Source organism: Streptomyces sirii (assembly GCF_045690365.1).
Lineage (GTDB): Bacteria > Actinomycetota > Actinomycetes > Streptomycetales > Streptomycetaceae > Streptomyces > Streptomyces sirii.
The window spans coordinates 6,364,091-6,385,881 of record NZ_CP147982.1; the positions used below are offsets into that span (position 1 = coordinate 6,364,091).

General features: G+C 71.2%; 17 protein-coding genes. 12 read left to right on the top strand and 5 right to left on the bottom strand.

Annotated elements, in window-relative coordinates; translation table 11 throughout:
• Nucleotides 1-328 precede the first annotated feature (328 nt).
• Nucleotides 329-1,570, bottom strand: a complete 1,242-nt coding sequence (locus WAB15_RS28760; protein ID WP_407288007.1) for a PucR family transcriptional regulator — start codon at nucleotides 1,568-1,570, stop codon at nucleotides 329-331.
• 203 nt (nucleotides 1,571-1,773) lie between these two features.
• Here WAB15_RS28760 and WAB15_RS28765 point away from each other — a divergent pair, with 203 nt between their 5' ends.
• The 3 genes from WAB15_RS28765 (at nucleotide 1,774) to WAB15_RS28775 (ending at nucleotide 5,107) form a co-directional block, all read left to right on the top strand.
• A complete protein-coding gene (locus WAB15_RS28765; RefSeq protein ID WP_399147128.1) occupies nucleotides 1,774-2,700 on the top strand; it encodes a proline dehydrogenase family protein in 927 nt (308 codons plus the stop codon).
• 55 nt (nucleotides 2,701-2,755) lie between these two features.
• The gene (gene pruA / locus WAB15_RS28770; protein WP_407288008.1) at nucleotides 2,756-4,387 is read left to right on the top strand and encodes an L-glutamate gamma-semialdehyde dehydrogenase; all 1,632 of its coding nucleotides are present in this window, start codon (nucleotides 2,756-2,758) and stop codon (nucleotides 4,385-4,387) included.
• A 588-nt stretch (nucleotides 4,388-4,975) separates the two neighbouring features.
• Complete coding sequence (locus tag WAB15_RS28775) at nucleotides 4,976-5,107, top strand: hypothetical protein (RefSeq protein ID WP_085925161.1); 132 nt, start codon at nucleotides 4,976-4,978, stop codon at nucleotides 5,105-5,107.
• 151 nt (nucleotides 5,108-5,258) lie between these two features.
• Here WAB15_RS28775 and WAB15_RS28780 read toward each other — a convergent pair whose 3' ends face one another.
• Nucleotides 5,259-6,854, bottom strand: coding sequence for a fibronectin type III domain-containing protein (locus tag WAB15_RS28780; protein WP_407288009.1), 1,596 nt, complete (start codon nucleotides 6,852-6,854; stop codon nucleotides 5,259-5,261).
• Nucleotides 6,855-6,983: 129 nt separating this feature from the next.
• On the opposite strand from WAB15_RS28780, the gene WAB15_RS28785 reads away from it, so the two are divergent.
• Complete coding sequence (locus tag WAB15_RS28785; protein WP_407288010.1) at nucleotides 6,984-8,024, top strand: 3-isopropylmalate dehydrogenase; 1,041 nt, start codon at nucleotides 6,984-6,986, stop codon at nucleotides 8,022-8,024.
• 360 nt (nucleotides 8,025-8,384) lie between these two features.
• Entirely contained in the window at nucleotides 8,385-9,473 is a 1,089-nt protein-coding gene (locus WAB15_RS28790; protein ID WP_399147132.1) for a branched-chain amino acid aminotransferase, read from the top strand.
• A gap of 88 nt (nucleotides 9,474-9,561) precedes the next feature.
• Here WAB15_RS28790 and WAB15_RS28795 read toward each other — a convergent pair whose 3' ends face one another.
• A complete protein-coding gene (locus tag WAB15_RS28795) occupies nucleotides 9,562-11,007 on the bottom strand; it encodes a cytosine permease (protein WP_407288011.1) in 1,446 nt (481 codons plus the stop codon).
• Nucleotides 11,008-11,265: 258 nt separating this feature from the next.
• Here WAB15_RS28795 and ureA point away from each other — a divergent pair, with 258 nt between their 5' ends.
• The 4 genes from ureA to WAB15_RS28815 all read left to right on the top strand — a co-directional run bounded on the left by ureA (nucleotide 11,266) and on the right by WAB15_RS28815 (nucleotide 15,413).
• Nucleotides 11,266-11,970: an urease subunit gamma gene (gene ureA, locus WAB15_RS28800; RefSeq protein ID WP_407288012.1), complete on the top strand. Its 705-nt coding sequence runs from the start codon at nucleotides 11,266-11,268 to the stop codon at nucleotides 11,968-11,970.
• On the top strand, nucleotides 11,967-13,655 hold the full coding sequence (locus tag WAB15_RS28805; protein WP_399147135.1) for an urease subunit alpha: 1,689 nt from the start codon (nucleotides 11,967-11,969) through the stop codon (nucleotides 13,653-13,655). Before ureA ends, WAB15_RS28805 begins: the two co-directional genes overlap by 4 nt.
• Before the next feature lie 74 nt (nucleotides 13,656-13,729).
• A complete protein-coding gene (locus tag WAB15_RS28810) occupies nucleotides 13,730-14,770 on the top strand; it encodes an agmatine/peptidylarginine deiminase (protein ID WP_407288013.1) in 1,041 nt (346 codons plus the stop codon).
• 34 nt (nucleotides 14,771-14,804) lie between these two features.
• On the top strand, nucleotides 14,805-15,413 hold the full coding sequence (locus WAB15_RS28815; protein WP_399147137.1) for a TetR/AcrR family transcriptional regulator: 609 nt from the start codon (nucleotides 14,805-14,807) through the stop codon (nucleotides 15,411-15,413).
• Nucleotides 15,414-15,534: 121 nt separating this feature from the next.
• Here WAB15_RS28815 and WAB15_RS28820 read toward each other — a convergent pair whose 3' ends face one another.
• Nucleotides 15,535-15,852, bottom strand: coding sequence for a hypothetical protein (locus WAB15_RS28820; RefSeq protein ID WP_407288014.1), 318 nt, complete (start codon nucleotides 15,850-15,852; stop codon nucleotides 15,535-15,537).
• 410 nt (nucleotides 15,853-16,262) lie between these two features.
• On the opposite strand from WAB15_RS28820, the gene WAB15_RS28825 reads away from it, so the two are divergent.
• The 3 genes from WAB15_RS28825 (at nucleotide 16,263) to cimA (ending at nucleotide 21,007) form a co-directional block, all read left to right on the top strand.
• Nucleotides 16,263-17,594: an MFS transporter gene (locus tag WAB15_RS28825; protein WP_407288015.1), complete on the top strand. Its 1,332-nt coding sequence runs from the start codon at nucleotides 16,263-16,265 to the stop codon at nucleotides 17,592-17,594.
• 97 nt (nucleotides 17,595-17,691) lie between these two features.
• Nucleotides 17,692-19,080, top strand: a complete 1,389-nt coding sequence (locus tag WAB15_RS28830; RefSeq protein ID WP_407288016.1) for a S28 family serine protease — start codon at nucleotides 17,692-17,694, stop codon at nucleotides 19,078-19,080.
• A gap of 286 nt (nucleotides 19,081-19,366) precedes the next feature.
• Complete coding sequence (gene cimA / locus WAB15_RS28835; RefSeq protein ID WP_399147141.1) at nucleotides 19,367-21,007, top strand: citramalate synthase; 1,641 nt, start codon at nucleotides 19,367-19,369, stop codon at nucleotides 21,005-21,007.
• 94 nt (nucleotides 21,008-21,101) lie between these two features.
• Here the strand turns inward: cimA and WAB15_RS28840 are convergent, their stop codons facing one another.
• Nucleotides 21,102-21,713: a YceI family protein gene (locus WAB15_RS28840; protein ID WP_399147142.1), complete on the bottom strand. Its 612-nt coding sequence runs from the start codon at nucleotides 21,711-21,713 to the stop codon at nucleotides 21,102-21,104.
• Nucleotides 21,714-21,791: the final 78 nt, after the last annotated feature.

Below are 21,791 nucleotides of genomic sequence, written 5' to 3' on the forward strand. Positions count from 1 at the left end.
TTCCGGCACTCCGGAAACCTCCCTGAGGGAACCGGCTGTGCTGGCGATGACGCGGACCAGGCCGCTGTTGCGGGCCGAGCCGCTGATGCCGGAACGGTGCTCACGCCGGAACACGGTCCCCGGCAGTTCCCCGGGGCCTCGGAAAGGACCGGAAGGGCTGACGCACGTCGTCACCATCACAGAACACCCTTGTCAGGTGTGATGAGTGACTTCCACCTTCCCCGGGTCATCGGGACCCGGGTGAAGCTGGTTGGCGAGGCGTGAAGCCCGACGGTGAGAAGTCGACTCGCACCGTAACACAGCGCCGGAGTCGTGGACCTCAACGCCCTTACAGGCGCGCCGCCTTGAGGGCCATGTGCAGCAGCAGCCGGTGCTCGCCGTCGTCCAGGTCGAGGCCGGTCAGCTTCTCCACCCGGCCGAGCCGGTAGTAGAGGGTCTGGCGGTGGATGCCCAGGGCCTGGGCGGTGCGGCCGGCCTGGCCCGCGCAGTCGAGGAACACCTCGGCGGTGCGGGCGAGTTCGGCGTGTGCGGGGGTGAGCAGCGGGCCGATCGCGGGGTCGGGGTCGGTGGTGGGCAGCGCGGTCAGCATGCGGTACGAGCCGATGGCGTCCCACTGGACGATCGGCCCCAGCCGGGGCTCGGCGCGGGCCGCGCGGGCGGCGTCCAGGGCCTCCCGCCAGGCGGCCGGGAGGTCGGTCAGCTCCCGTACGCCGATGCCGATCCCGGCGGCGCCCGGACCGGGCCGCGGGGGCTGGTGCCCGGCGACCGGTGCGGCGCTCGCGCGCGGTGAGCGCAGCAGATGTTCGGCCACCGTATGGGCGGGGGTGAGCGCACCGGTCGAGCGCAGCCGCACCAGGGCGGCCAGGGCGGGCCCGGCCGCCGCGGACCCCGGAAGCTCGCCGGCGCGCAGCGCACACACCGCGAGCAGCCCCGGCAGGGTCGGCAGCGGCGCCGCGCCGGTGTCCGAGGTGTCCCAGGGGGCCACCGCGACCAGGGTGAGTGGCACCCCGGAGGTGAAGCGCAGGGTGTCCCGCAGGGCGTCGCGCAGCGCGGCCGCGGCGGCCGGCCGCCCGGCGGGCTCGACGAGCAGCAACTCCCGCAGCAGATCGCCGAGTTCGGTGCCGGCGCGGGCCTCGGCGGCCAGCAGCGCGCCGATCCGGGCGGCGGTCTCCATGGCCTGGGCGATCCGCGGGTCGGGCGGTGTGCCGTGACCGCCCAGGGCGAGGTCGCTCAGATGGCCGTCGTCCAGCAGCCAGACATAACCGTGCGCGATGCCCTGATGGCGTACGGGCAGACAGATCCGGCCGCGGAAGACGCCCGCCGCCGGGTCCGGCGGAATGCGCAGCGCCGTCGTGGCCCGGGCGATCCCGAACGCCTCGAACCAGGCCCGTACCGCCGCCGACGAGCGCCGCTGCAGGATCGAACGGGTCCGCACCGGGTCCATGACCTCGTCGTCCTCGCCCTCGTGCGCGCCGAACGCGATCAGCCCGAAATCCCGGTCCTCCAGCGTCGCCGGTGCGCCGAGCGCCGCCGAGATCTCGTCCACGAGCTGCTGGTAGTCGCCCCGCATCCCTTGCCGGCCCTCTCCTGTCGCAGTGGTTGCCCCCCACCATTCTCATACATCTGTCTGAGATCCCGACCACGAAGGCGTGACAGCTGTCGATGGCCGGGAAGTGGCGCGATCCTTAAATTTCAGGTGGCTCATTCGTGCCGGGGCATTCGCCTCGTCCGGCGTTCGCATGACATTTGTCATCCTGAATCGTGGAGGTGCCCATGCTGGGTCCCGTGCTCCTCGCCGCAGCGCGCAGCGACAGCATCCGCCGTATCGTCGCGGCCGCTCCGGTCACCCGCCCCGTGGTGGACCGGTTCGTCGCCGGCGAGCATCTGGACGAGTCCATGGCGGCCGTACGGTCCCTGGCCGCACGCGGCATGGAGGTCACCCTCGACCACCTCGGCGAGGACATCACCGACCCGGCCGAGGCGCTGCGCAACCGCGACGCCTACCTCCAGCTGGCCGAGGCCCTCAAGGAGCAGGGGCTCGGCGTCAAGGCCGAGATGTCGGTGAAGCTGTCGGCATTCGGCCAGGCGCTGGCCGGCGGGCACGAGCTGGCGCTGAAGAACGTCACTCCGGTGGTCGAGGCCGCCGCCGCGGCCGGCACGACGGTGACCCTCGACATGGAGGACCACACCACGGTCGACTCCACCCTCGCGATCCTCGCCGAGCTGCGCGAGCGCTTCCCCCAGACGGGCGCGGTGGTGCAGTCCTACCTCTTCCGCACCGAGGACGACTGCCATGCGCTGGCCGGGGAAGGCTCCCGGGTGCGACTGGTCAAGGGGGCGTACAAGGAGCCCGCGACCGTCGCCTTCCAGGACAAGCGGGAGGTCGACAAGGCCTATGTGCGCTGCTTGAAGATCCTGATGGCCGGGCAGGGCTACCCCATGATCGGGTCGCACGATCCCCGGATGGTCGCCATCGCCCAGGAGCTGGCCCACCGCAACGGGCGCAAGCCGACCGACTACGAGTTCCAGATGCTGTTCGGCATCCGCGAGGCGGAGCAGCAGCGGCTGGTCGCCGAGGGGAACCGCATGCGGGTGTACATCCCCTATGGCACTGATTGGTACGGATACTTCATGCGCCGGCTCGCCGAGCGCCCCGCGAACCTCGGCTTCTTCTTGAGGTCGCTCGCGACACGAGGATGACGGACACCCCAGCAGACCGCAGTACGTACGAACCGACGATCGAAGGAGAACGGCCATGGACGCTGTGACCCAGGTCCCCGTGCCGGTGAACGAGCCGGTCCACACCTACGCCCCCGGCAGCCCCGAGCGCTCCCGTCTGGAGGCCAGGCTCAAGGAGCTCGCCGGCAACCCGATCGAGCTGCCGATGACCATCGGCGGGGAGCGGCGGATGGGTGGCGGCGAGCGCTTCGACGTCGTACAGCCGCACAACCACTCGGCCCGACTCGGCACGTACGCCAACGCCACGGTCGAGGACGCCCAGGACGCGGTGGACGCCGCGCTGGCCGCCGCCCCGGCCTGGCGCGCGATGTCCTTCGACGACCGCGCCGCGATCATCCTGCGGGCCGCGGAGCTGCTCTCCGGCCCGTGGCGCGAGACGATGGCCGCCGCCACCATGCTCGGCCAGTCCAAGACGGCTCAGCAGGCCGAGATCGACACCCCCTGCGAGCTGATCGACTTCTGGCGCTTCAATGTGCACTTCGCGCGCCAGATCCTCGCCGAGCAGCCCCCGGCGAACTCCCCGGGCGTGTGGAACCGCTCGGACCACCGCCCCCTCGAAGGCTTCGTCTACGCGATCACGCCGTTCAACTTCACCGCGATCGCCGGCAACCTCCCGACCGCCCCCGCCCTCATGGGCAACGTGGTCGTCTGGAAGCCGTCCCCGACCCAGACCTTCGCCGCCGTGCTGCTGATGCAGCTGCTGGAGGAGGCCGGTCTGCCCAAGGGCGTGATCAACCTCGTCACCGGTGACGGCAAGGACGTCTCCGAGGTGGCGCTGAACCACCCCGAGCTGGCGGGCATCCACTTCACCGGCTCGACCAAGACCTTCCAGTACCTGTGGAAGACGGTCGGCAACAACATCGAGAACTACAAGACCTACCCGCGACTGGTCGGCGAGACCGGCGGCAAGGACTTCATCGTCGCCCACCCCACGGCCGACCGCGCCGTGCTGAAGACCGCCATGACCCGTGGCGCCTTCGAGTTCCAGGGCCAGAAGTGCTCCGCGGCGTCCCGCGCGTACGTCCCGGCCTCGCTGTGGAACAGCGGCCTCAAGGAGGAGTTCGCGGCCGAGGTCGACGCCCTGTCCATGGGCGACGTCTCGGACCTGTCGAACTTCATGTCCGCCGTCATCGACGAGCGCTCGTTCGCCAAGAACAAGGCGGCGATCGACCGTGCCAAGGCCGACCCGACGGTCGAGGTCGTGGCCGGCGGCACGTACGACGACAGCGAGGGCTACTTCGTCCGCCCGACGGTCCTGGTCTCCACCGACCCGGAGAACGAGATCTTCAAGGACGAGTACTTCGGCCCGATCCTGGGTGTGTACGTCTACGACGACGCCGACTACGACGCGATGCTCACCCAGATGGAGTCCGCCTCGGCCTACGGCCTGACCGGTTGCGTCATCGCCCAGGACCGTGCCGAGGCCGCCCGCACCTGCGAGCTGCTGCGCTTCGCGGCCGGCAACTTCTACATCAACGACAAGCCGACCGGCGCCGTCGTCGGCCAGCAGCCCTTCGGCGGCGGCCGCGCGTCCGGCACCAACGACAAGGCCGGCGCCAAGCAGAACCTGATGCGCTGGACCTCCACCCGCTCCATCAAGGAGACGCTGGTCCCGCCGACGGACTACCGCTACCCGCACATGGGCTGACGCCCACGGGAACGACGACGGCCCGGCCCCCTTTCCAGGGGTGCCGGGCCGTCGGCGTTGCGTCAGGCGTTGCGCGGAGGCCCGGTGATCGCCTCGCCGATGACGAAGCCCTTGGCGGGGCCTTCTGGAACGGCTACATCGGTGCCGAGGTGCACGCGGTTCTCGACCGCGTAGGTCGCTTTGTTGACGATGTACGGCCTCGACTCACTGTCGAGATACCGGAGAAGTTGCGGTCATGGTGTAGCACCTCCTCCTAAGTGGGGGCGGGCTCGGCCTGGTGCCACGAGCGACACCGCGACGCCAGGCACGCCTCAAGCCCTCCGACCTGCACATATCCGAGGATCACTCGTTCGAGCACGCGGCCGCCGTCTCAGATAGTAGGAAGCCCAAGTAATTGTGCAGACATCACGGCCGAGCTGCCCTACGTTTGTAGGAGCCGAACGTCTCGCTCGATCGAGCGAAGGCGGATGCGGCCCGGTGCGCGAGCGCAGGTGACCCCTGCCGTGCCGTGGCCCCCGCCCCTTCCGGCCGCTTCTGGATCGACGCATCCCATTTGTTCTCGGGGCTTTGGCATTGGAGACGTGAATCATGGCCGAGACCGCCGTCCGCAGGACCCGTCACTCCGTCCGTACGACCAATGAAGCCGACCGGCGGAACGCCGCGGCAGCCCTCCAGCGCGCCCTCGACCGCCGTGACAACGGCGGCTCGACCGGGCACTGAGATGCTGCGCGCGCGACCCGGGCGGGTGCTGTCGAGGCCGGCGTCGGTGCCCTGCCGCTGCTGCTGGCGGATCCGGCTGTCCGTGGCCCGGTGGCTCTTCCTCTCCTGAGTGCCAGGGGCGCCCGGATCCCGGGCGCCCCCACAGCCGCCTCTAGCGGGTCACCTCGAAGTGGTCGATGCGCTCGCCGGATTCGGCGAGGGCGGTGACCTTCATCCGCGGGCGGTGGCCCGGGGAGACCTCGACGGCGATGAAGGAGTAGCCGGTGTAGCGGACCCGGGACCACTCCACGGTGTCCTTGGTCTTCACCTGGCCCTTGGACCAGTGGAAGGTCTCGACGTGGTCGAGGTCCTTGACGTGGCCCTCGTAGCTGTCGGGCACGGGGAAGTCGTAGAGGGCCCTGCCCGCGCCGCCGGCGGTGACGTAGACGATGCCCTCGCGTGCGCTGTCGACGCGCTCGCCGATCGGCATCTTCTTGGCGACCCGGCCGCCCCTGAGGGCGTCGGTCCGCTCGTAGACGTGGTTGTGCCCGTTGATGACCAGGTCCACCCGGTGCTTGTCGAACAGCGGCAGCCAGGCGTCGCGCACCCCGCCCTCGGAGGCGTGCGCGTTGGTGGTGGAGAAGGCGCAGTGGTGGAAGAAGACCACGATGAAGTCGATGTCCTCGGCGGCGCGCAGCTGTGCCAGGCGGCGGTCGAGCCAGCGGGTCTGCTCGCCACCGGTGTAGCCCTGGTTGGCGGGGATCTCGTACGAGACGTCGTTGGCGTCCAGGGCGACGACCGCGACGTTGCCGTAGGTGAAGGAGTACACGCCGGGGGCGCGGTCGGCGTCCGGGCCGTTGCCGGGCAGCGACCAGCGGGCGCTCTGGCCGCCGTAGCCGTTGGGTGAGTACCAGGCCTCCATGTCGTGGTTGCCGGTGGTCACCATCCACGGCACGGACTTGGCCACCGACTCGGTCTGGGCGAGGAACTGGTCCCACACTCGCGCGTCGTAGGCGTCGTGGTCGGAGCCCTGCCCGTCGGTGTCCGCGTAGCAGATGTCGCCCGCGTGCAGGTGGAAGGACGGGTTCTGGCCCAGGATCAGCTGGTCGTTGGCGAGCGCGTGGTAGCTGACGCCCTGGTCGCCGAAGGCGGTGAAGACGAACGTCTCGGCGCGGGCCGGGGCGGTGCGGAAGGTGCCGACCGTGGGGAAGTGGCGCGCGTCGGCCGGGTCGAAACCGTCGTGCCCGACGCCGTAGTAGTACGTGGTGCCCGGCCGCAGGCCGTCGAGGGCCGCGTGCAGGTAGTACTGCTCGACGGCGGGCAGCTTCGAGGAGAGCGAGGGGGTGTGCAGCGCGCGCACCTCGGCCTCGATCTTCAGCCCGAGGTCCCAGGGCTTCTGGCCCACCCGGATGTACGGCCGCCGGACCGCGAGCGGCACCTGCCAGCTCACCCGCATCTGGCTCTTGGGGTCGGCGCCGAAGGCGAGGTGGCGGCCGAACGGGGCGACGAGGGAGCCGTCGACGGCGACGGTGGCGGGCGAGGCCGACAGGGTGGGCGAGGCGGCCGTGGCCGAACCGGTCAGCAGACCGGAGCCCGCGATCACTCCCGCGGTGGCGGCCGAGGTGCGCAGCAGTCCCCGGCGGGTCAGCTTCGTGCGGAGGTAGTCGTGCTGCTCGGGCATGCTCATCCGGGCCGCGAGCCGCTCCGGGACACCGACGCGCGGGGTGTGCGAGGGCAGGGGAGCGTCCCCCCGGGGATTTCCAGTCATGGCAGCGAATGTCGCAGCATCACCCGACCGTTGCGGGGTATCGCGGTGAACGGAGGTTTACCGGCTCCCCATGTGTCCGTATGGCGGACGTTACGTGTCAAGCGATGGGACGGGGCGTAAGGTCCAAACATGTCTCGCAGCATTCGCCTCGCAGTGATCCCCGGTGACGGTATCGGCCAGGAAGTCGTGGCCCAGGGCCTGAAGGTCCTGACCGCGGTCCTCCCGCAGGACGTCAAGCTGGAAACCAAGGAGTACGACCTTGGTGCCAAGCGCTGGCACGCGACCGGCGAGACCCTGCCGGACGCGGAGCTGGAGTCGCTCAAGCAGCACGACGCGATCCTGCTCGGCGCCATCGGGGACCCGTCCGTCCCGTCCGGTGTGCTGGAGCGCGGGCTGCTGCTCAAGCTCCGCTTCGCCTTCGACCACTTCGTCAACCTGCGCCCGTCGAAGCTCTTCCCGAACACCGCCACCCCGCTGGCCGGCCGCCCCGACATCGACTTCGTCGTGGTGCGCGAGGGCACCGAGGGCCCGTACACGGGCAACGGCGGCTCCCTGCGCACCGGCACGCCGGCCGAGGTCGCCACCGAGGTCAGCGTCAACACCGCCTACGGTGTCGAGCGCGTGGTCCGCGACGCGTACGAGCGCGCCAACGCCCGCCCCCGCAAGAAGCTGACGCTGGTTCACAAGAACAACGTCCTGGTCTACGCGGGCCACATGTGGAAGAACATCTTCGACAAGGTCGGCCAGGAGTACCCCGAGGTCACCACCGACTATCTGCACGTCGACGCGGCGACGATCTTCTTCGTCACCCAGCCCGAGCGGTTCGACGTGATCGTCACCGACAACCTCTTCGGCGACATCCTCACCGACCTCGCGGCGGCCGTCACCGGCGGCATCGGCCTGGCCGCCTCGGGGAACATCAACCCGACCGGTCAGTTCCCCTCGATGTTCGAGCCGGTGCACGGCTCCGCGCCGGACATCGCGGGCACCGGCAAGGCCGACCCGACGGCGACGATCCTCTCGGTCGCCCTGCTCCTGCGCCACCTCGGCTTCGAGCCGCAGGCCGCCCGCATCGAGGAGGCCGTCGCCGCCGACCTGGAGGCCAGGGACGGCGCGGCCCGCAGCACGGACGAGATCGGCGACGCCCTCGCCGCGCGAGTAGCGGGCTGAGGCCCGCAGCGCAATACCAGCACCCCACGACAGCGCCGGGCCAGGACACACCGTCCAGGCACCGGCGCTGTCCGCGTTGACCCACTCTGGGCTACCGCCCGGTTGGGTGCGACCATCGGACCCGGACCGCGCACACCGGTTCCGGCGGCGGAGACCCACGAGCGATAATCGGACGTGGCGTCGCCGCCCGCGGAAAACTCGGACGTCCCAGTAACGACCGGTACGTTCAAGATCCCGGTGCGCGCGGCCGCCACAAACCGCACCGGTGCCGCACGGTGGGGGCCGACCCCACTCACCCCCGGCCGGAGGGCTGGGCCGGATACCCGCGGTATCGGATCACGCAGTGAAGGACATGCATTCATGACGACGCCCACGATCGAGCTCAAGCCCTCCTCGCACCCGCTGTCCGACGCGGAGCGGGAGCAGATCCTGGCCGCCCCCGGCTTCGGCCGCCACTTCACCGACCACATGGTGACGATCAGGTGGACCGAGGGCCGCGGCTGGCACGACGGACAGCTCGTGCCGTACGGGCCGCTCTCCCTCGACCCGGCGACCAACGTCCTGCACTACGCGCAGGAGATCTTCGAGGGGCTCAAGGCCTACCGCCAGCCCGACGGCTCCGTCGCCATGTTCCGCCCCGACGCCAACGCCCGGCGCTTCCAGGCCTCGGCCCGCCGTCTGGCCATGCCCGAGCTGCCCGTCGAGACCTTCATCGAGGCCTGCGACCTGCTGGTCGAGCAGGACAAGAAGTGGGTGCCCGCACACGGCGGCGAGGAGTCGCTCTACCTGCGGCCTTTCATGATCGCAACGGAGGTCGGGCTGGGCGTGAAGCCCGCCAACGAGTACCTCTTCGTCGTGATCGCCTCGCCCGCGGGCGCGTACTTCGCCGGCGGCGTCAAGCCGGTCTCCATCTGGCTGTCCGAGGACCGGGTGCGCGCCGTGCCGGGCGGCATGGGCGACGCCAAGACCGGCGGCAACTACGCCGCGTCGCTGCTCGCCCAGGCCGAGGCCGCGGTGCACGGCTGCGACCAGGTCGCCTACCTCGACGCCGTGGAGCACAAGTGGGTCGAGGAGCTCGGCGGCATGAACCTGTACTTCGTGTACGGCGACAAGATCGTCACCCCCACGCTGACCGGCTCCCTGCTGGCCGGTGTCACCCGTGACTCGCTGCTGTCCGTCGCCCGCGACCTGGGCTTCGAGTCCGAGGAGGCCCGGGTCTCGATCGACCGGTGGCGGGCCGACACCGAGAACGGCACCCTCACCGAGGTCTTCGCCTGCGGTACCGCCGCCGTGATCACCCCGGTCGGCACGGTCAAGAGCGCGGGCGGCGAGTGGACGCAGTCCGACGGCGAGCCGGGCAAGGTCACGCTGAAGCTGCGCGAGGCGCTGCTGGACATCCAGCGGGGCGTCGCCGACGACAAGCACGGCTGGATGCACCAGCTGGGCTGATCCGCCGCTCCGGGGCGCCTCCCCGGACACGACCGAGGCCGCCGCCGACCATCGGGTCGGGGGCGGCCTCGGCCGTGCTCACATCGGCTCAGCCGACCTCCGCGGACGCTTCCGCGGGGGAGGCGGGGGGACGAGGGCGCAGCGCCGGGACCGGGCGCGGATCGCGGGCGGTGAGGGCGAGGTAGGCCGCACCGGCCACCGCGGCCGCGAGCAGGAAGCTGACGTCGATGCCGCCCGTGTAGGCCAGCAGCGGGCCCTCGTACAGCGGCGTGGCCACCGCCATCAGGCCGACCACCGAGCCCAGCGCCCAGGCGACGGCCGCCCGGACGCTCCAGCCGCCGGTGAACCAGTACCGGCCGCCGCGTGTGCCGCGGTTGTAGACCTGGAGGGACTCCGCGTCGTATGCGCCGCGGCAGCGGATGAAACCGATCACCGTGATCACCGCCCAGGGCGTGCCGACCGCGGTCATCAGCAGGACGAAGGAGGTCATCGCGTCCTGCGCGGCCCACAGGAAGTGGCCGGCGTAGACCAGCGCGGTCGCGAGCGCGGCGACGACGTAGGTGGCCTGGGTGCGGGTCGCGCGCGGCAGGATGGCGTCCAGGTCCAGGCCCATGCTGTAGAGCATCAGCCCGGAGTTGCCGACCGAGCCGGCCGAGGCGTTGAGCAGCAGCAGCGCCAGGTACCAGAACGGGGCGCCGGCCACCAGCGGGCCCGCGTAGTCCTCGCCCGCACCGACCGCGAGGGCGGTGAACGTGCCGAACAGCTGCGGCACCAGGAGACCGACGACCAGGCCCAGGCAGGTGGCGCCGAAGACCTTCTTCGAGCTGTGCCGGCGCGGGGAGATGTAGCGGCTGTAGTCGCCGAGCAGGGTGATGAACGCGATCGGGCCGCTCAGGCCCGCGGAGACGGCGGCCAGCAGCCAGGTCTGCCAGAAGCCGCCCAGCAGATACGAGCTGCCGTGCGGCGCGGCGGTGGTGAAGGTGGCGGAGTACGCCACGATGCCGACGGCCAGCAGCAGGGTCAGGCCGACGGCGAGCACCTTGCTCAGCCGCAGCAGCACCCGGTAGCCGTAGACCGCGCCGACGGCGGTGGCGCCGGCGAGCAGGGCGTAGACCAGGGCGTAGGTCCCGCCGCCGGTCGGCAGCCCGGTCAGGCGGTGCAGGCAGCCGACGACCGCGTCGCCGCCGACCCACAGGGTCAGTGCGGTGTAGCCGAGCGAGAGCAGCAGCCCGATCACCGAGCCGATGAGCCGGCCGCGTACGCCGAAGTGGGCGCCGCTGCTGGTGGAGAGGTTGGTGGCGCTGCGCAGCGAGACCAGCGCGAGCGGGGCGGTCAGCAGGGTGCCGACGAGCGTGCCCGCCACCAGGGAGGTCACCGAGGGCCAGAAACCGAGCCCGAAGGAGACCGGTAGCCAACCGAAGATCACCACGCCGAGGGCGAGGTTCGATCCGAGCAGGATCGAGACGAGGTCGCGCGGACCGCTGGTGCGCTCCTCGTCCGGGATGGTGTCGACTCCGCGTTGTTCGATCGGCATGAGGGCTCCCCTGAGAGGCCGGACAACAGTGTCTGAGCAGTGCTCTGCGTGCAGTGCTCCGTGAGGTGGAAGTGCTCGATGTGAGCGGGTCCCGCAGCGCCGGACCAGCGGTGCGAGATCGTTTTGAGCAGTACTCTATTCACCGCTTATTTAGAACAGCGCTCAATGTGACTCATCACTGCGGGGTAGGTCAATGCTTCCCCGTTGACTAGTTTCATGGTTAGAGTGATGCTCTAATCGAGCTGGAGGTGTGACGGGATGCGGCTGACCCCCACGGAACGCGACCGGCTGCTGCTGTTCGGCGCGGCCGAGCTGGCGCGGACGCGCCGGGCCCGCGGACTGAAGCTGAATGTGCCCGAGGCGACCGCGTTGATCGCGGACACAGTCTGCGAGGCGGCGCGGGACGGGCGCCGCCTCGCTCAAGCCATCGAGGCGGCACGCAGCGTGCTCGGTCCGGACGATGTGCTGCCGGGCGTGGCCGACGTGGTCACCGAGGTGCATGTGGAGGCCGTCTTCGACGACGGCTCCCGGCTCGCGGTGGTCAGCGACCCGATCGGCGCCGGCCCGGTGGCCGGGGAGAGCGACCCGACGTCCGCGCCCGGCGCCGTGCTCCCCGGCCCGGCCGACCCGGAGCCCGAGCCCGCGGTGGTGCTGACCGTGCGCAACACCGCGACGGTGCCCATCAGCGTCACCTCGCACTTCCACTTCTTCGAGGCCAACCCCCGGCTGGACTTCGACCGCGGTGCCGCGTACGGCATGCGGCTGTGCGTCCCGGCCGGCTCGTCCGTGCGGTTCGACCCGGGCGGTGCCTCGGAGGTCGGTCTGGTCCCGATCGGCGGCGCCCGGATCGCGATCGGCTTCGCCGGTCTCGTGGACGGCCCGCTGGACGCACCGGGCGCGAAGACGGAAGCGCTGCGGCGGGCCGCCGCCTGCGGCTACCTGGGAGCGGAGGAGCAGGCATGACCATCGACCCCCACGAGTACGCGTCGGTACACGGCCCGCGGGCCGGTGACCGGGTCGTCCTCGGCGACTCGGGCCTGGTCGTCCGGGTCGAGTCCGACGCCCAGAAGCCCGGCGACGAGTTCCTGGCCGGCTTCGGCAAGACCGCCCGCGACGGGCTGCTGCTCAAGGCGGCCGCGGTCCGCGAGACCTGCGACGTCGTGATCAGCAACGTGCTGGTCATCGACGCCGTACAGGGCATCCGCAAGGTGTCCATCGGCATCCGCCAGGGCCGGATCCACGCCATCGGGCGGGCCGGCAACCCCGACACCCTCGACGGCGTCGACGTCGTCGTCGGCACCGGCACCTCGATCGTCTCCGGCGAAGGCATGATCGCCACCGCCGGCGCCGTCGACACCCATGTCCATCTGCTCTCGCCGCGCGTCATGGAGGCCTCGCTGGCCTCCGGCGTGACCACGATCATCGGCCAGGAGTTCGGCCCGGTCTGGGGTGTGGGCGTCAACTCCCCGTGGGCGCTCGGCCACGCCTTCGGCGCCTTCGACGCCTGGCCGGTCAACATCGGCTTCCTCGGCCGCGGCTCCTCCTCGGGCGACGCCCCGCTGGTCGAGGCGCTCGCCGAGGGCGGCGCCTGCGGCTTCAAGGTGCACGAGGACATGGGCGCGCACGCCCGGGCCCTGGACACCGCGCTGCGCGTCGCCGAGGACCACGACGTCCAGGTCGCGCTGCACAGCGACGGCCTCAACGAGTGCCTCAGCGTCGAGGACACCCTGCGTGTCCTGGACGGCCGTACCATCCACGCCTTCCACATCGAGGGCTGCGGCGGCGGACACGTCCCCAACGTCCTGAAGATGGCCGGTGTCCCCAACGTCATCGGCTCCTCCACCAACCCCACCCTCCCCTTCGGGCGGGACGCGGTCGCCGAGCACTACGGCATGATCGTCTCGGTCCACGACCTGAAGACCGACCTGCCGGGCGACGCCGCGATGGCCCGCGACCGCATCCGGGCCGGGACGATGGGCGCCGAGGACGTACTGCACGACCTCGGGGCGATCGGCATCACCTCCTCCGACGCCCAGGGCATGGGCCGGGCCGGCGAGACCGTGCGCCGGACCTTCGCCATGGCCGGCAAGATGAAGGCCGAGCTGGGCCCCATGGAGGGCGACGGCGCCCACGACGACAACGCCCGCGTGCTGCGCTACATCGCCAAGCTCACCATCAACCCCGCCATCGCCCACGGCCTCTCGCACGAGATCGGGTCGATCGAGGTCGGCAAGATGGCCGACATCGTGCTGTGGAAGCCGCAGTTCTTCGGCGCCAAACCGCAGCTGGTGCTGAAGTCCGGTTTCCCCGCCTACGGCGTCACCGGCGACCCGAACGCCGCCACCGACACCTGCGAACCCCTGGTGCTCGGGCCGCAGTTCGGGGCCCACGGCGCGACCCCCGCCGAGATCTCGGTCGCCTTCGTCGCGGCCGCCGCGGTCGAGCAGGGCGGCGACCACCTGCCCACCCGCCGCCGGCGGGTCGCCGTCCGCGGCACCCGAGGCATCGGCCCCGGCGACCTCGTCCACAACTCCCGGGTCGGACAGGTCCAGGTCGACGGGCGCAGCGGACTGGTCACCCTCGACGGCGACCCGATGCGCTCCGAGCCGGCCGACACCGTCTCGCTGTCCCGGCTCTACTTCCTGTGAACCGCACCGCCGGTGCACCCCACCGCCGGCGCCCATCCGCCGGCACCACCGCCACAGACCCTGAGGACCCCCGCATGAGCACCCCTGCCGCCGACGGTTTCCGCATGCCCCCGGAGTGGGCCCGCCACGAGCGCACCTGGATGGCCTGGCCCGGCCCCAACTTCACCTTCGGCGAGGAGGGCGGCGAGACGCTGGCCGCGGCCCGCCGCGCCTGGGCCGGCGTCGCCCGCGCGGTCCGCCGCTTCGAGCCGGTCACCGTCGTCGCCGGCCCCGGCCAGGCCGAGGGCGCCCGAGCCCTCCTCGGGGCGGACATCGAGATCGTCGAGCGCCCGCTGAACGACGCCTGGATGCGCGACATCGGCCCCACCTTCCTCACCGACGGCAAGGGCTCGCTGGCCGCCGCCGACTGGGTGTTCAACGGCTGGGGCGCCCAGGAGTGGGCCCGCTGGGACCTCGACGAGAAGATCGCCGAGCAGGTCTCGGCACTGGCCGGCGCCCGCCGCTACGCCACCCCCCTGGTCAACGAGGGCGGCGGTATCCACATCGACGGCGAGGGCACCGTCCTGCTCACCGAGACCGTCCAGCTCGACCCGGGCCGCAACCCCGGCCGCACCGCCCAGGAGGTCGAGGCCGAGATCCACGCCCACCTCGGCACCACCAAGGCGATCTGGCTGCCGCGCGGCCTGGCCGCGGACTACGGGCAGTTCGGCACCCGCGGCCATGTCGACATCGTCGCCGCCTTCGCCCGCCCCGGCACCGTGCTCGTGCACACCCAGCCCGACCCCGACCACCCCGACCACGCGATCTGCAACGAGATCGTCAAGCTGCTCAGCTCCGCCACCGACGCCAAGGGCCGGCAGCTGGAGGTCGTCGAGGTGCCCGCGCCGACCGTCATCGAGGAGCACGGCGAGCTGGTCGACTACTCCTACATCAACCACTACCTCTGCAACGATGGCGTGGTGCTGTGCGCCTTCGACGACCCGCGCGACGAGGAGGCGGCCGCCATCTTCCGCCGGCTCTTCCCCGACCGGACGGTGACCCTCGTCGACGCCCGTACGATCTTCGCAGCGGGTGGCGGTATCCACTGCATCACCCAGCAGCAGCCCGAGGCCTGATCCGCAGGCCCGCCCAGCCGACCCGGAGGTCCCCGTGCCCGGTCCCGTGCGCCGTCCCCGGCGCCGGCTCAACCAGCCCCGCGAGCAGGTCCTGGCCGCGGCGATGGCCACCATCGCCGCGGAGGGCCTGGACCGGCTGACCATGGCCGGACTGGGCCGCGAGGTCGGCATGAGCAGCGGCCACATCCTCTACTACTTCGGTACGAAGGACGAGCTGCTGCTGCAGACCCTCCAGTGGAGCGAGGAGCAGCTCGGCGCCGAGCGCCGGGCCGCCCTCTCCCGCCGCGTCCCCGCCCGCGAACGCCTGGACGCGCTGATCGACCTCTACCTGCCCGACGGCCACCGCGACCCGCGCTGGACGCTGTGGCTGGAGGTCTGGAACCGCTCCCAGAACGCCGACGACGAGACCCGCGAGCGCCAGCTCGAACTGGAACTCGCCTGGCACCGCGACCTGGTCGCCCTGCTCGTCGAGGGCGCCTCGAAGGGCGAGTTCCGCTCCGTCGACGCCGAACGCCTCGCCACCCGGATCCGCGCCCTCCTCGACGGCTTCGGCACCCACCTCGTCGTAGGCCTCCCCGGCACGGACCGGGCCCAGGTCCGCGAGCACATACACGAGTTCCTGGACGAGTCGCTCACGCCGTGAGGGTGGCTCTACGACGGGCTCTGCGGAGGTGTGGCACCCCTGCGAGGGGTGCGGGGCGGCGCGCTCGGTCGTGGCGAGACCGGTCGTGACGCGGTCTCGACACGTATGACCGCGCTGTCGGTCACGCCCCCGGGAGGAAGTGCCGGCGGTACATCTCGACCGCCTGCTCCGGCGGGTAGTTGGGCAGTGCGCCGACCGCGCCGTCCGCCTTGGAGATCACGATGTGGGAGCCGCCCGGATCACGCGGATAGGCGGTCGGGTCCTCCCGCGGTGGAAACACCGGATACACCAGATAACCGATGTCGAATTCATGGACATGGAGCGTCGGTTGCACCCCGTCCGGCCAGACACTCGGAAAGTGATTCCGCCCGATTCCCAGCGCTTCGTCGGCGCTGGTGGGAATGGGCCGTCGTCCCTCTTGCGGCTGCGGTTCGGACATGCCGATTCTCTCTCGTCTCTCGCGTGGAGCCGGTCCCGGCACGGGGCGGGGTGCGGCGCGGTCCCGGCAGCCTCGACACTACGGCACGGTGTCCGGCCTTCTGGTGGCCGTTTCGACGGCCGCGAGTATCACCTCTGAAGGTTCTCCGAAGGCCCCCTGGAGCACGAAGTGTTGGGGGCGGAGCCGACGCAACCCGGGAGCACCTCATGGCCGATCTCCGGCAAAGGCTCGAACAGGGCAGGCCGGTGCTGGTCGGCTCGCGGAAGCCGGAAAAGGACGAGGCGCCGCGTGGTGCCCCCGTCGCCCCTCCGCCCTGCACCGCCCCCGTGAACACAACGCACTCAAGTACGCGGGATCGTTGCCGCCCCGGCTCTTGCCGACGGACCGTCGGTCCGCGACCGTGATCGGCTATGGGACGAGAGCAATGGAAGAAGATCTGGGTCGGCTCGGCCGGCAACATGGTCGAGTGGTTCGACTGGTTCGTCTACGCCAGTTTCGCGGTCTACTTCGCGGATTCGTTCTTCCCCAAGGGGAACGACACCGCGAACCTCATGAACACCATGGGGATTTTCGCCGTCGGATTCTTCATGCGACCGGTGGGCGGCTGGCTGCTCGGCCGGATCGGCGACCGCAAGGGACGCAAGGCCGCACTCACGCTGACCGTCACGCTGATGTCCGCCTCGGCGGTGCTGATCGCCATCGCACCGACATACGCCGTCGCCGGCTATGGCGGAGTGGCCGTACTGCTCATCGCCCGGATGCTGCAGGGGCTTTCGGTCGGCGGGGAGTACGCGGCCAGCGCCACCTATCTCACCGAGGCCTCCGCTCCGGGGCAGCGCGGCTTCGCCTCCAGCTTCCAGTACGTGTCGATGACCGCGGGCCAGTTGGTCGGCCTCGGCCTGCAGATCGTGCTGCAGCGCACGATGTCCGAGGAGGCGCTGCACAGCTGGGCCTGGCGGATCCCGTTCATCGTCGGTGCCCTGGGCGCCGGGATCGTCTTCTATCTGCGGCGCAACATGCTGGAGACCGAGGTCTACGCCGCGGACGACAGCGCCAACGCCGACCCCGCGCGCGGCACCCTCAAGGCGCTGCTGGCCCACAAGCGGGAGGCGTTCTTGGTCATCGCGCTCACCATGGGCGGCACGGTCGCGTACTACACGTACACGACCTACCTCACCAAGTACCTCTCGGGCAGCGTGGGGATGGACAAGCCGACCGCCTCACTGGTCAGCTTCTGCGCGCTGTTCCTGTTCATGTGCCTGCAGCCGCTGGCGGGCAAGCTCTCCGACCGGATCGGGCGGCGGCCGCTGCTGATCACCTTCGCGGTCGGTTCGACGTTCCTGACCGTGCCGATCATGACGCTGCTCAAGCACGCGGGCAGCTTCTGGCCGGCCCTCGGGCTCTCGCTGCTGGCGCTGGTCGTGGTCACCGGCTACACCTCGATCAACGCCTGTGTGAAGGCCGAGCTGTTCCCGACCGGAGTGCGGGCGCTGGGCGTGGCGCTGCCGTACGCCATCGCCAACGCGCTGTTCGGCGGCACCGCGGAGTACGTCGCCCTGTGGTTCAAGAACGGCGGCACCGAGTCCGGCTACTACTGGTACGTCGCCGGCTGCGCCGCCGTCTCGCTGATCGTCTACATCACGATGCGCGAGACCCGCACCATCGATCTGCACCGGGTCGGCAAGCCGGCCACGGGCGCGGGCGCCGACCGCTCGCCCGTGGGCGCGCCCGCCGCCGACTGAGGCGGCTCCCGGCCGAAAACGGCCTCCCCTGCCCGGGGGAGGCCGTTCCCGTCACCGGGGGATCCGCGGCCGGCCCCCGGCGGCTTGGCTGGGTGGCATGAAGAACGCCAGACACTTACTCCTGCCGCTGCTGCTGACGGCGCTGCTGGCCTCGGGCGCCGCGGTCCCGTCCGCGGCGGCGGCCCGGCCCGCCGAGGGCCGAGCCGCCGCCCACGAGGCAGCCGCCCGCCCGGCCGCCGACGACCTCTCCGCCCGACTCTCGGCCATCCCCGGCATGCGGATCGTCAAGGAGAACCACGCCCCGGCCGGCTACCGCGGGCTCGAACTGCGCTACCGCCAGCCCGTCGACCACCGGCACCCCGACCGTGGCACCTTCGAGCAGCGGCTGTTCCTGCTGCACCGCGCCACCGACCGGCCGATGGTGCTCAACACCAACGGCTACGGCCTCGACTACCAGGACCCCGCCCTGCGCGCCGAGCCGACCGAGATCCTGAAGAGCAATCAGATCAGCGTCGAGCAGCGGTACTTCGGCAGCTCCACTCCCCATCCCACCGACTGGACCAAGCTCGACATCTGGCAGGCGGCCACCGACCACCACCGGATCGTGCGGGCGCTGCGGACGATCTACCGCGCCCCCTGGATCTCCACCGGCGGCAGCAAGGGCGGGATGGCGACGGTCTACCACCGGCGTTTCTACCCGCACGACGTGGCCGGCTCCGTGGCGTACTCGGCGCTCAACAACATCGGCAACCGGGACGGCACCGCCGAGGACCGCTTCCTGGAGCGGGTCGGCAGCCCCGCCTGCCGCCATGCGCTCACCGCGGTCCAGCGCGAGCTGCTGGGAGCCCGCAGGACGGAGATGGCGGGCCGTATCGCCCACGCGGCCGCCGCCCACGGCGACACCCTGCACATCGTCGGCAGCGCCGACCGGCTGCTGGAATTCGCCACGCTGATGCTGCCGGAGCGCTTCTGGATGGCGCAGGGAGAGGAAGGCTGCGGTGGTATCCCCGGGCGCTCCGCGACCGGCGCGGCGCTCTACGCCTGGTTCGACGGGCTGATGAGCCTCTGGGGCTACACCGACCTCTACGTCTCCACGGTCACCGCGTCCTTCTACCAGCTGGGCACCCAACTCGGCATGGGCGAGCGGGCCGCCCCGCAGCTGGCCGGAATGCTGCGCCACCCCGGGATCCAGCGGATCCGCACCCTCGTGCCGCGGCACATCCCGATGCGCTTCCAGCCGGCGGCCATGCCCGACATCGACCGCTGGGTGCGCCACCACGGCAGTGAGCTGATGTTCGTCTACGGCGGGAACGACCCCGTCCGGGCCCAGCCGTTCCGTACCGGCCCCGGCAGCCGTGACACCCACGTCTACGTGGCCCCGCACACAGGCCACCACATGAGCCTCGACAAGCTGTCGCCGGGGGACCGGGAGCGGGCCACCGCGACGCTCCGCCGCTGGGCCGGGGTGGACACTCCGACCGCATAGTGAGACCGCCAGGTGCACCGTGCGTCCGATATGGCACACTGCGGACCGTGCTCTCGTTCGCCATGATTATTGGCAGCAGGCGCGCCGGTCCGCAGTGACCGCCCCGTACGACCCGAGTACGGCGCGGCCACCGTCGTCCCAGACCCGCGCGCAGACCTCTCGCACCCGCGAGGGGTTTTTTCGTTTCCGGCCCACCACTCACCGGATGCGGAGCGCGAGGGAGCATGGAGGGACGGTGGAACCGGTTATTCCGGTAGACCGAGACCCCGACAGGAGCCAGACCAGCATGACGGACGCACCCGCAGCCTCTCCGGCGCCCGCCCCCCGGCCCGCCGGCGCGGTGTCCGACGACTTCCATGTCTTCGACACCACGCTCCGCGACGGCGCGCAGCGCGAGGGCATCAACCTCACCGTCGCGGACAAGCTGACCATCGCCCGGCACCTCGACGACTTCGGCGTCGGCTTCATCGAGGGCGGCTGGCCCGGCGCCAACCCCCGCGACACCGAGTTCTTCCAGCGCGCCCGCGAGGAGATCGACTTCCGGCACGCCCAGCTGGTGGCCTTCGGCGCGACCCGCAAGGCCGGCGTCCGGGTCGAGGACGATCCGCAGGTCGCCGCGCTCCTCGCGTCCGGAGCGCCGATCATCACGCTGGTCGCCAAGTCCCATGTCGGGCACGTGGAGCTGGCGCTGCGCACCACGCCGGAGGAGAACCTCGCGATGGTGCGGGACACCGTCGCCCACCTGCGGGCCCAGGGCCGCCGGGTCTTCCTCGACTGCGAGCACTTCTTCGACGGCTATGCGCTGGACGCGGTCTACGCCAAGCAGGTGGTCCGCACCGCGAGCGAGGCCGGCGCCGATGTCGTGGTGCTCTGCGACACCAACGGCGGCATGCTGCCGGCGCAGATCACCGCGGTCGTCCGGACCGTCCTCGCGGACACCGGCGCGCGGCTGGGCATCCACGCCCAGGACGACACCGGCTGCGCGGTGGCCAACACGCTGGCGGCGGTGGACGCCGGCGCCACCCACGTCCAGTGCACCGCCAACGGCTACGGCGAGCGGGTCGGCAACTCCAACCTCTTCCCGGTCGTCGCGGCCCTGGAGCTGAAGTACGGGCGCCGGGTGCTGCCGGAGGGCAAGCTCGCCGAGACCACCCGGATCTCGCACGCCATCGCCGAGGTCGTCAACCTCACCCCCTCCACCCACCAGCCCTACGTCGGCGTCTCCGCCTTCGCCCACAAGGCCGGGCTGCACGCCTCCGCCATCAAGGTCGACCCGGACCTCTACCAGCACATCGACCCGGCGCTGGTCGGCAACACCATGCGGATGCTGGTCTCCGACATGGCCGGCCGGGCCTCCATCGAGCTCAAGGGCAAGGAGCTGGGCTTCGACCTGAGCGGCGACCGCGATCTGGTCGGCCGGGTCGTCGCACGGGTCAAGGAGCGCGAACTGGCGGGCTACACCTACGAGGCCGCCGACGCCTCCTTCGAGCTGCTGCTGCGGGAGGAGGTCCGGGGCAAGGCGCTGCGCTACTTCGAGGTGGAGTCCTGGCGCGCGATCGTCGAGGACCGCCCCGACGGCACACACGCCAACGAGGCGACCGTGAAGCTGTGGGCCAAGGGCGAGCGGATCGTCTCCACCGCCGAGGGCAACGGCCCGGTCAACGCGCTGGACCGGGCGCTGCGGGTGGGCCTGGAGCGGATCTATCCGCAGCTGGCGCACATGGAGCTGGTCGACTACAAGGTCCGCATCCTCGAAGGCGCCCTGGGCACCGGCTCGATCACCCGGGTCCTGGTCTCCACCGGCGACGGCCGCGGCGAGTGGTCCACGGTCGGCGTCGCGGAGAACGTGATCGCCGCGTCCTGGCAGGCGCTGGACGACGCCTACGCCTACGGGCTGCTGCGCGCCGGGGTCGAGCCGCAGGAGTGAGCGGCGCCGACGCGGTATGACCGCGGCCCCGCACGGCCCTCGGGGGAGGAGCCGGCGCGGGGCCGCGGCGCTTGGGGGGCGGTCAGGCCCGGGGTCAGGCCTGCGGGGCCGCCTTGACCGCGGAGATGTCGAAGGTGAGCTTGGCCTTGTCGCTGACCATCACCCCGCCGGCCTCCAGCGCCGCGTTCCACGTCAGGCCCCAGTCGGAGCGCAGGATCTCGGCGTTGCCCTCGAAGCCGACCCGCTCGGAGCCGTAGACGTCGGTGGCCGAGCCGTTGAACGTCAGGTCGATGGTGAGCGGCTTGGTGACGTCCCGCAGGGTGAGGTCGCCGGTGATGCGGTAGCGGTCGCCGCCCAAGTGCTCGGCGGCGGTGCTGCGGAAGGTCATCAGGGGGAAGGTCTCGGCGTCGAAGAAGTCGGCGCTGCGCAGGTGGGCGTCGCGGTCGGCGATCCCGCTGTCGATGCTGGCGATCTTGATGTCGAGCGACGCGGTGGACCGGGACGGGTCGCTGCCGTCGAGGCCGAGCGTGCCCGCGTAGTCGCCGAAGCTGCCGCGGACGTTGGTGACCATGGCGTGCCGGACCGTGAAGCCGATGCTGCTGTGGGCCGGGTCGATGGTGTAGTCGCCGGTCAGTGCGGCCAGCGCGGGGTCCGCGTCGAGGACGGCGGCGGGGGCGGTGGTGCGCTTGCGGTTGAACAGAGCCATGGCTCCTCCTCCGGGACGGATGCTGCGGGCAGCATTTTGTTTAAGGTTCAACGAGATGTCCGCCACCGTAGCGCGGTT

What these genes read in the sequence shown, in the direction of transcription:
- WAB15_RS28760 (WP_407288007.1), bottom strand. Translation starts at nt 1,570, where the DNA reads ATGCGGGGCGACTACCAGCAGCTCGTGGACGAGATCTCGGCGGCGCTC.
- WAB15_RS28765 (WP_399147128.1), top strand. Translation starts at nt 1,774, where the DNA reads ATGCTGGGTCCCGTGCTCCTCGCCGCAGCGCGCAGCGACAGCATCCGC.
- pruA (WP_407288008.1), top strand. Translation starts at nt 2,756, where the DNA reads ATGGACGCTGTGACCCAGGTCCCCGTGCCGGTGAACGAGCCGGTCCAC.
- WAB15_RS28775 (WP_085925161.1), top strand. Translation starts at nt 4,976, where the DNA reads ATGGCCGAGACCGCCGTCCGCAGGACCCGTCACTCCGTCCGTACGACC.
- WAB15_RS28780 (WP_407288009.1), bottom strand. Translation starts at nt 6,854, where the DNA reads ATGACTGGAAATCCCCGGGGGGACGCTCCCCTGCCCTCGCACACCCCG.
- WAB15_RS28785 (WP_407288010.1), top strand. Translation starts at nt 6,984, where the DNA reads ATGTCTCGCAGCATTCGCCTCGCAGTGATCCCCGGTGACGGTATCGGC.
- WAB15_RS28790 (WP_399147132.1), top strand. Translation starts at nt 8,385, where the DNA reads ATGACGACGCCCACGATCGAGCTCAAGCCCTCCTCGCACCCGCTGTCC.
- WAB15_RS28795 (WP_407288011.1), bottom strand. Translation starts at nt 11,007, where the DNA reads ATGCCGATCGAACAACGCGGAGTCGACACCATCCCGGACGAGGAGCGC.
- ureA (WP_407288012.1), top strand. Translation starts at nt 11,266, where the DNA reads ATGCGGCTGACCCCCACGGAACGCGACCGGCTGCTGCTGTTCGGCGCG.
- WAB15_RS28805 (WP_399147135.1), top strand. Translation starts at nt 11,967, where the DNA reads ATGACCATCGACCCCCACGAGTACGCGTCGGTACACGGCCCGCGGGCC.
- WAB15_RS28810 (WP_407288013.1), top strand. Translation starts at nt 13,730, where the DNA reads ATGAGCACCCCTGCCGCCGACGGTTTCCGCATGCCCCCGGAGTGGGCC.
- WAB15_RS28820 (WP_407288014.1), bottom strand. Translation starts at nt 15,852, where the DNA reads ATGTCCGAACCGCAGCCGCAAGAGGGACGACGGCCCATTCCCACCAGC.
- WAB15_RS28825 (WP_407288015.1), top strand. Translation starts at nt 16,263, where the DNA reads ATGGGACGAGAGCAATGGAAGAAGATCTGGGTCGGCTCGGCCGGCAAC.
- WAB15_RS28830 (WP_407288016.1), top strand. Translation starts at nt 17,692, where the DNA reads ATGAAGAACGCCAGACACTTACTCCTGCCGCTGCTGCTGACGGCGCTG.
- cimA (WP_399147141.1), top strand. Translation starts at nt 19,367, where the DNA reads ATGACGGACGCACCCGCAGCCTCTCCGGCGCCCGCCCCCCGGCCCGCC.
- WAB15_RS28840 (WP_399147142.1), bottom strand. Translation starts at nt 21,713, where the DNA reads ATGGCTCTGTTCAACCGCAAGCGCACCACCGCCCCCGCCGCCGTCCTC.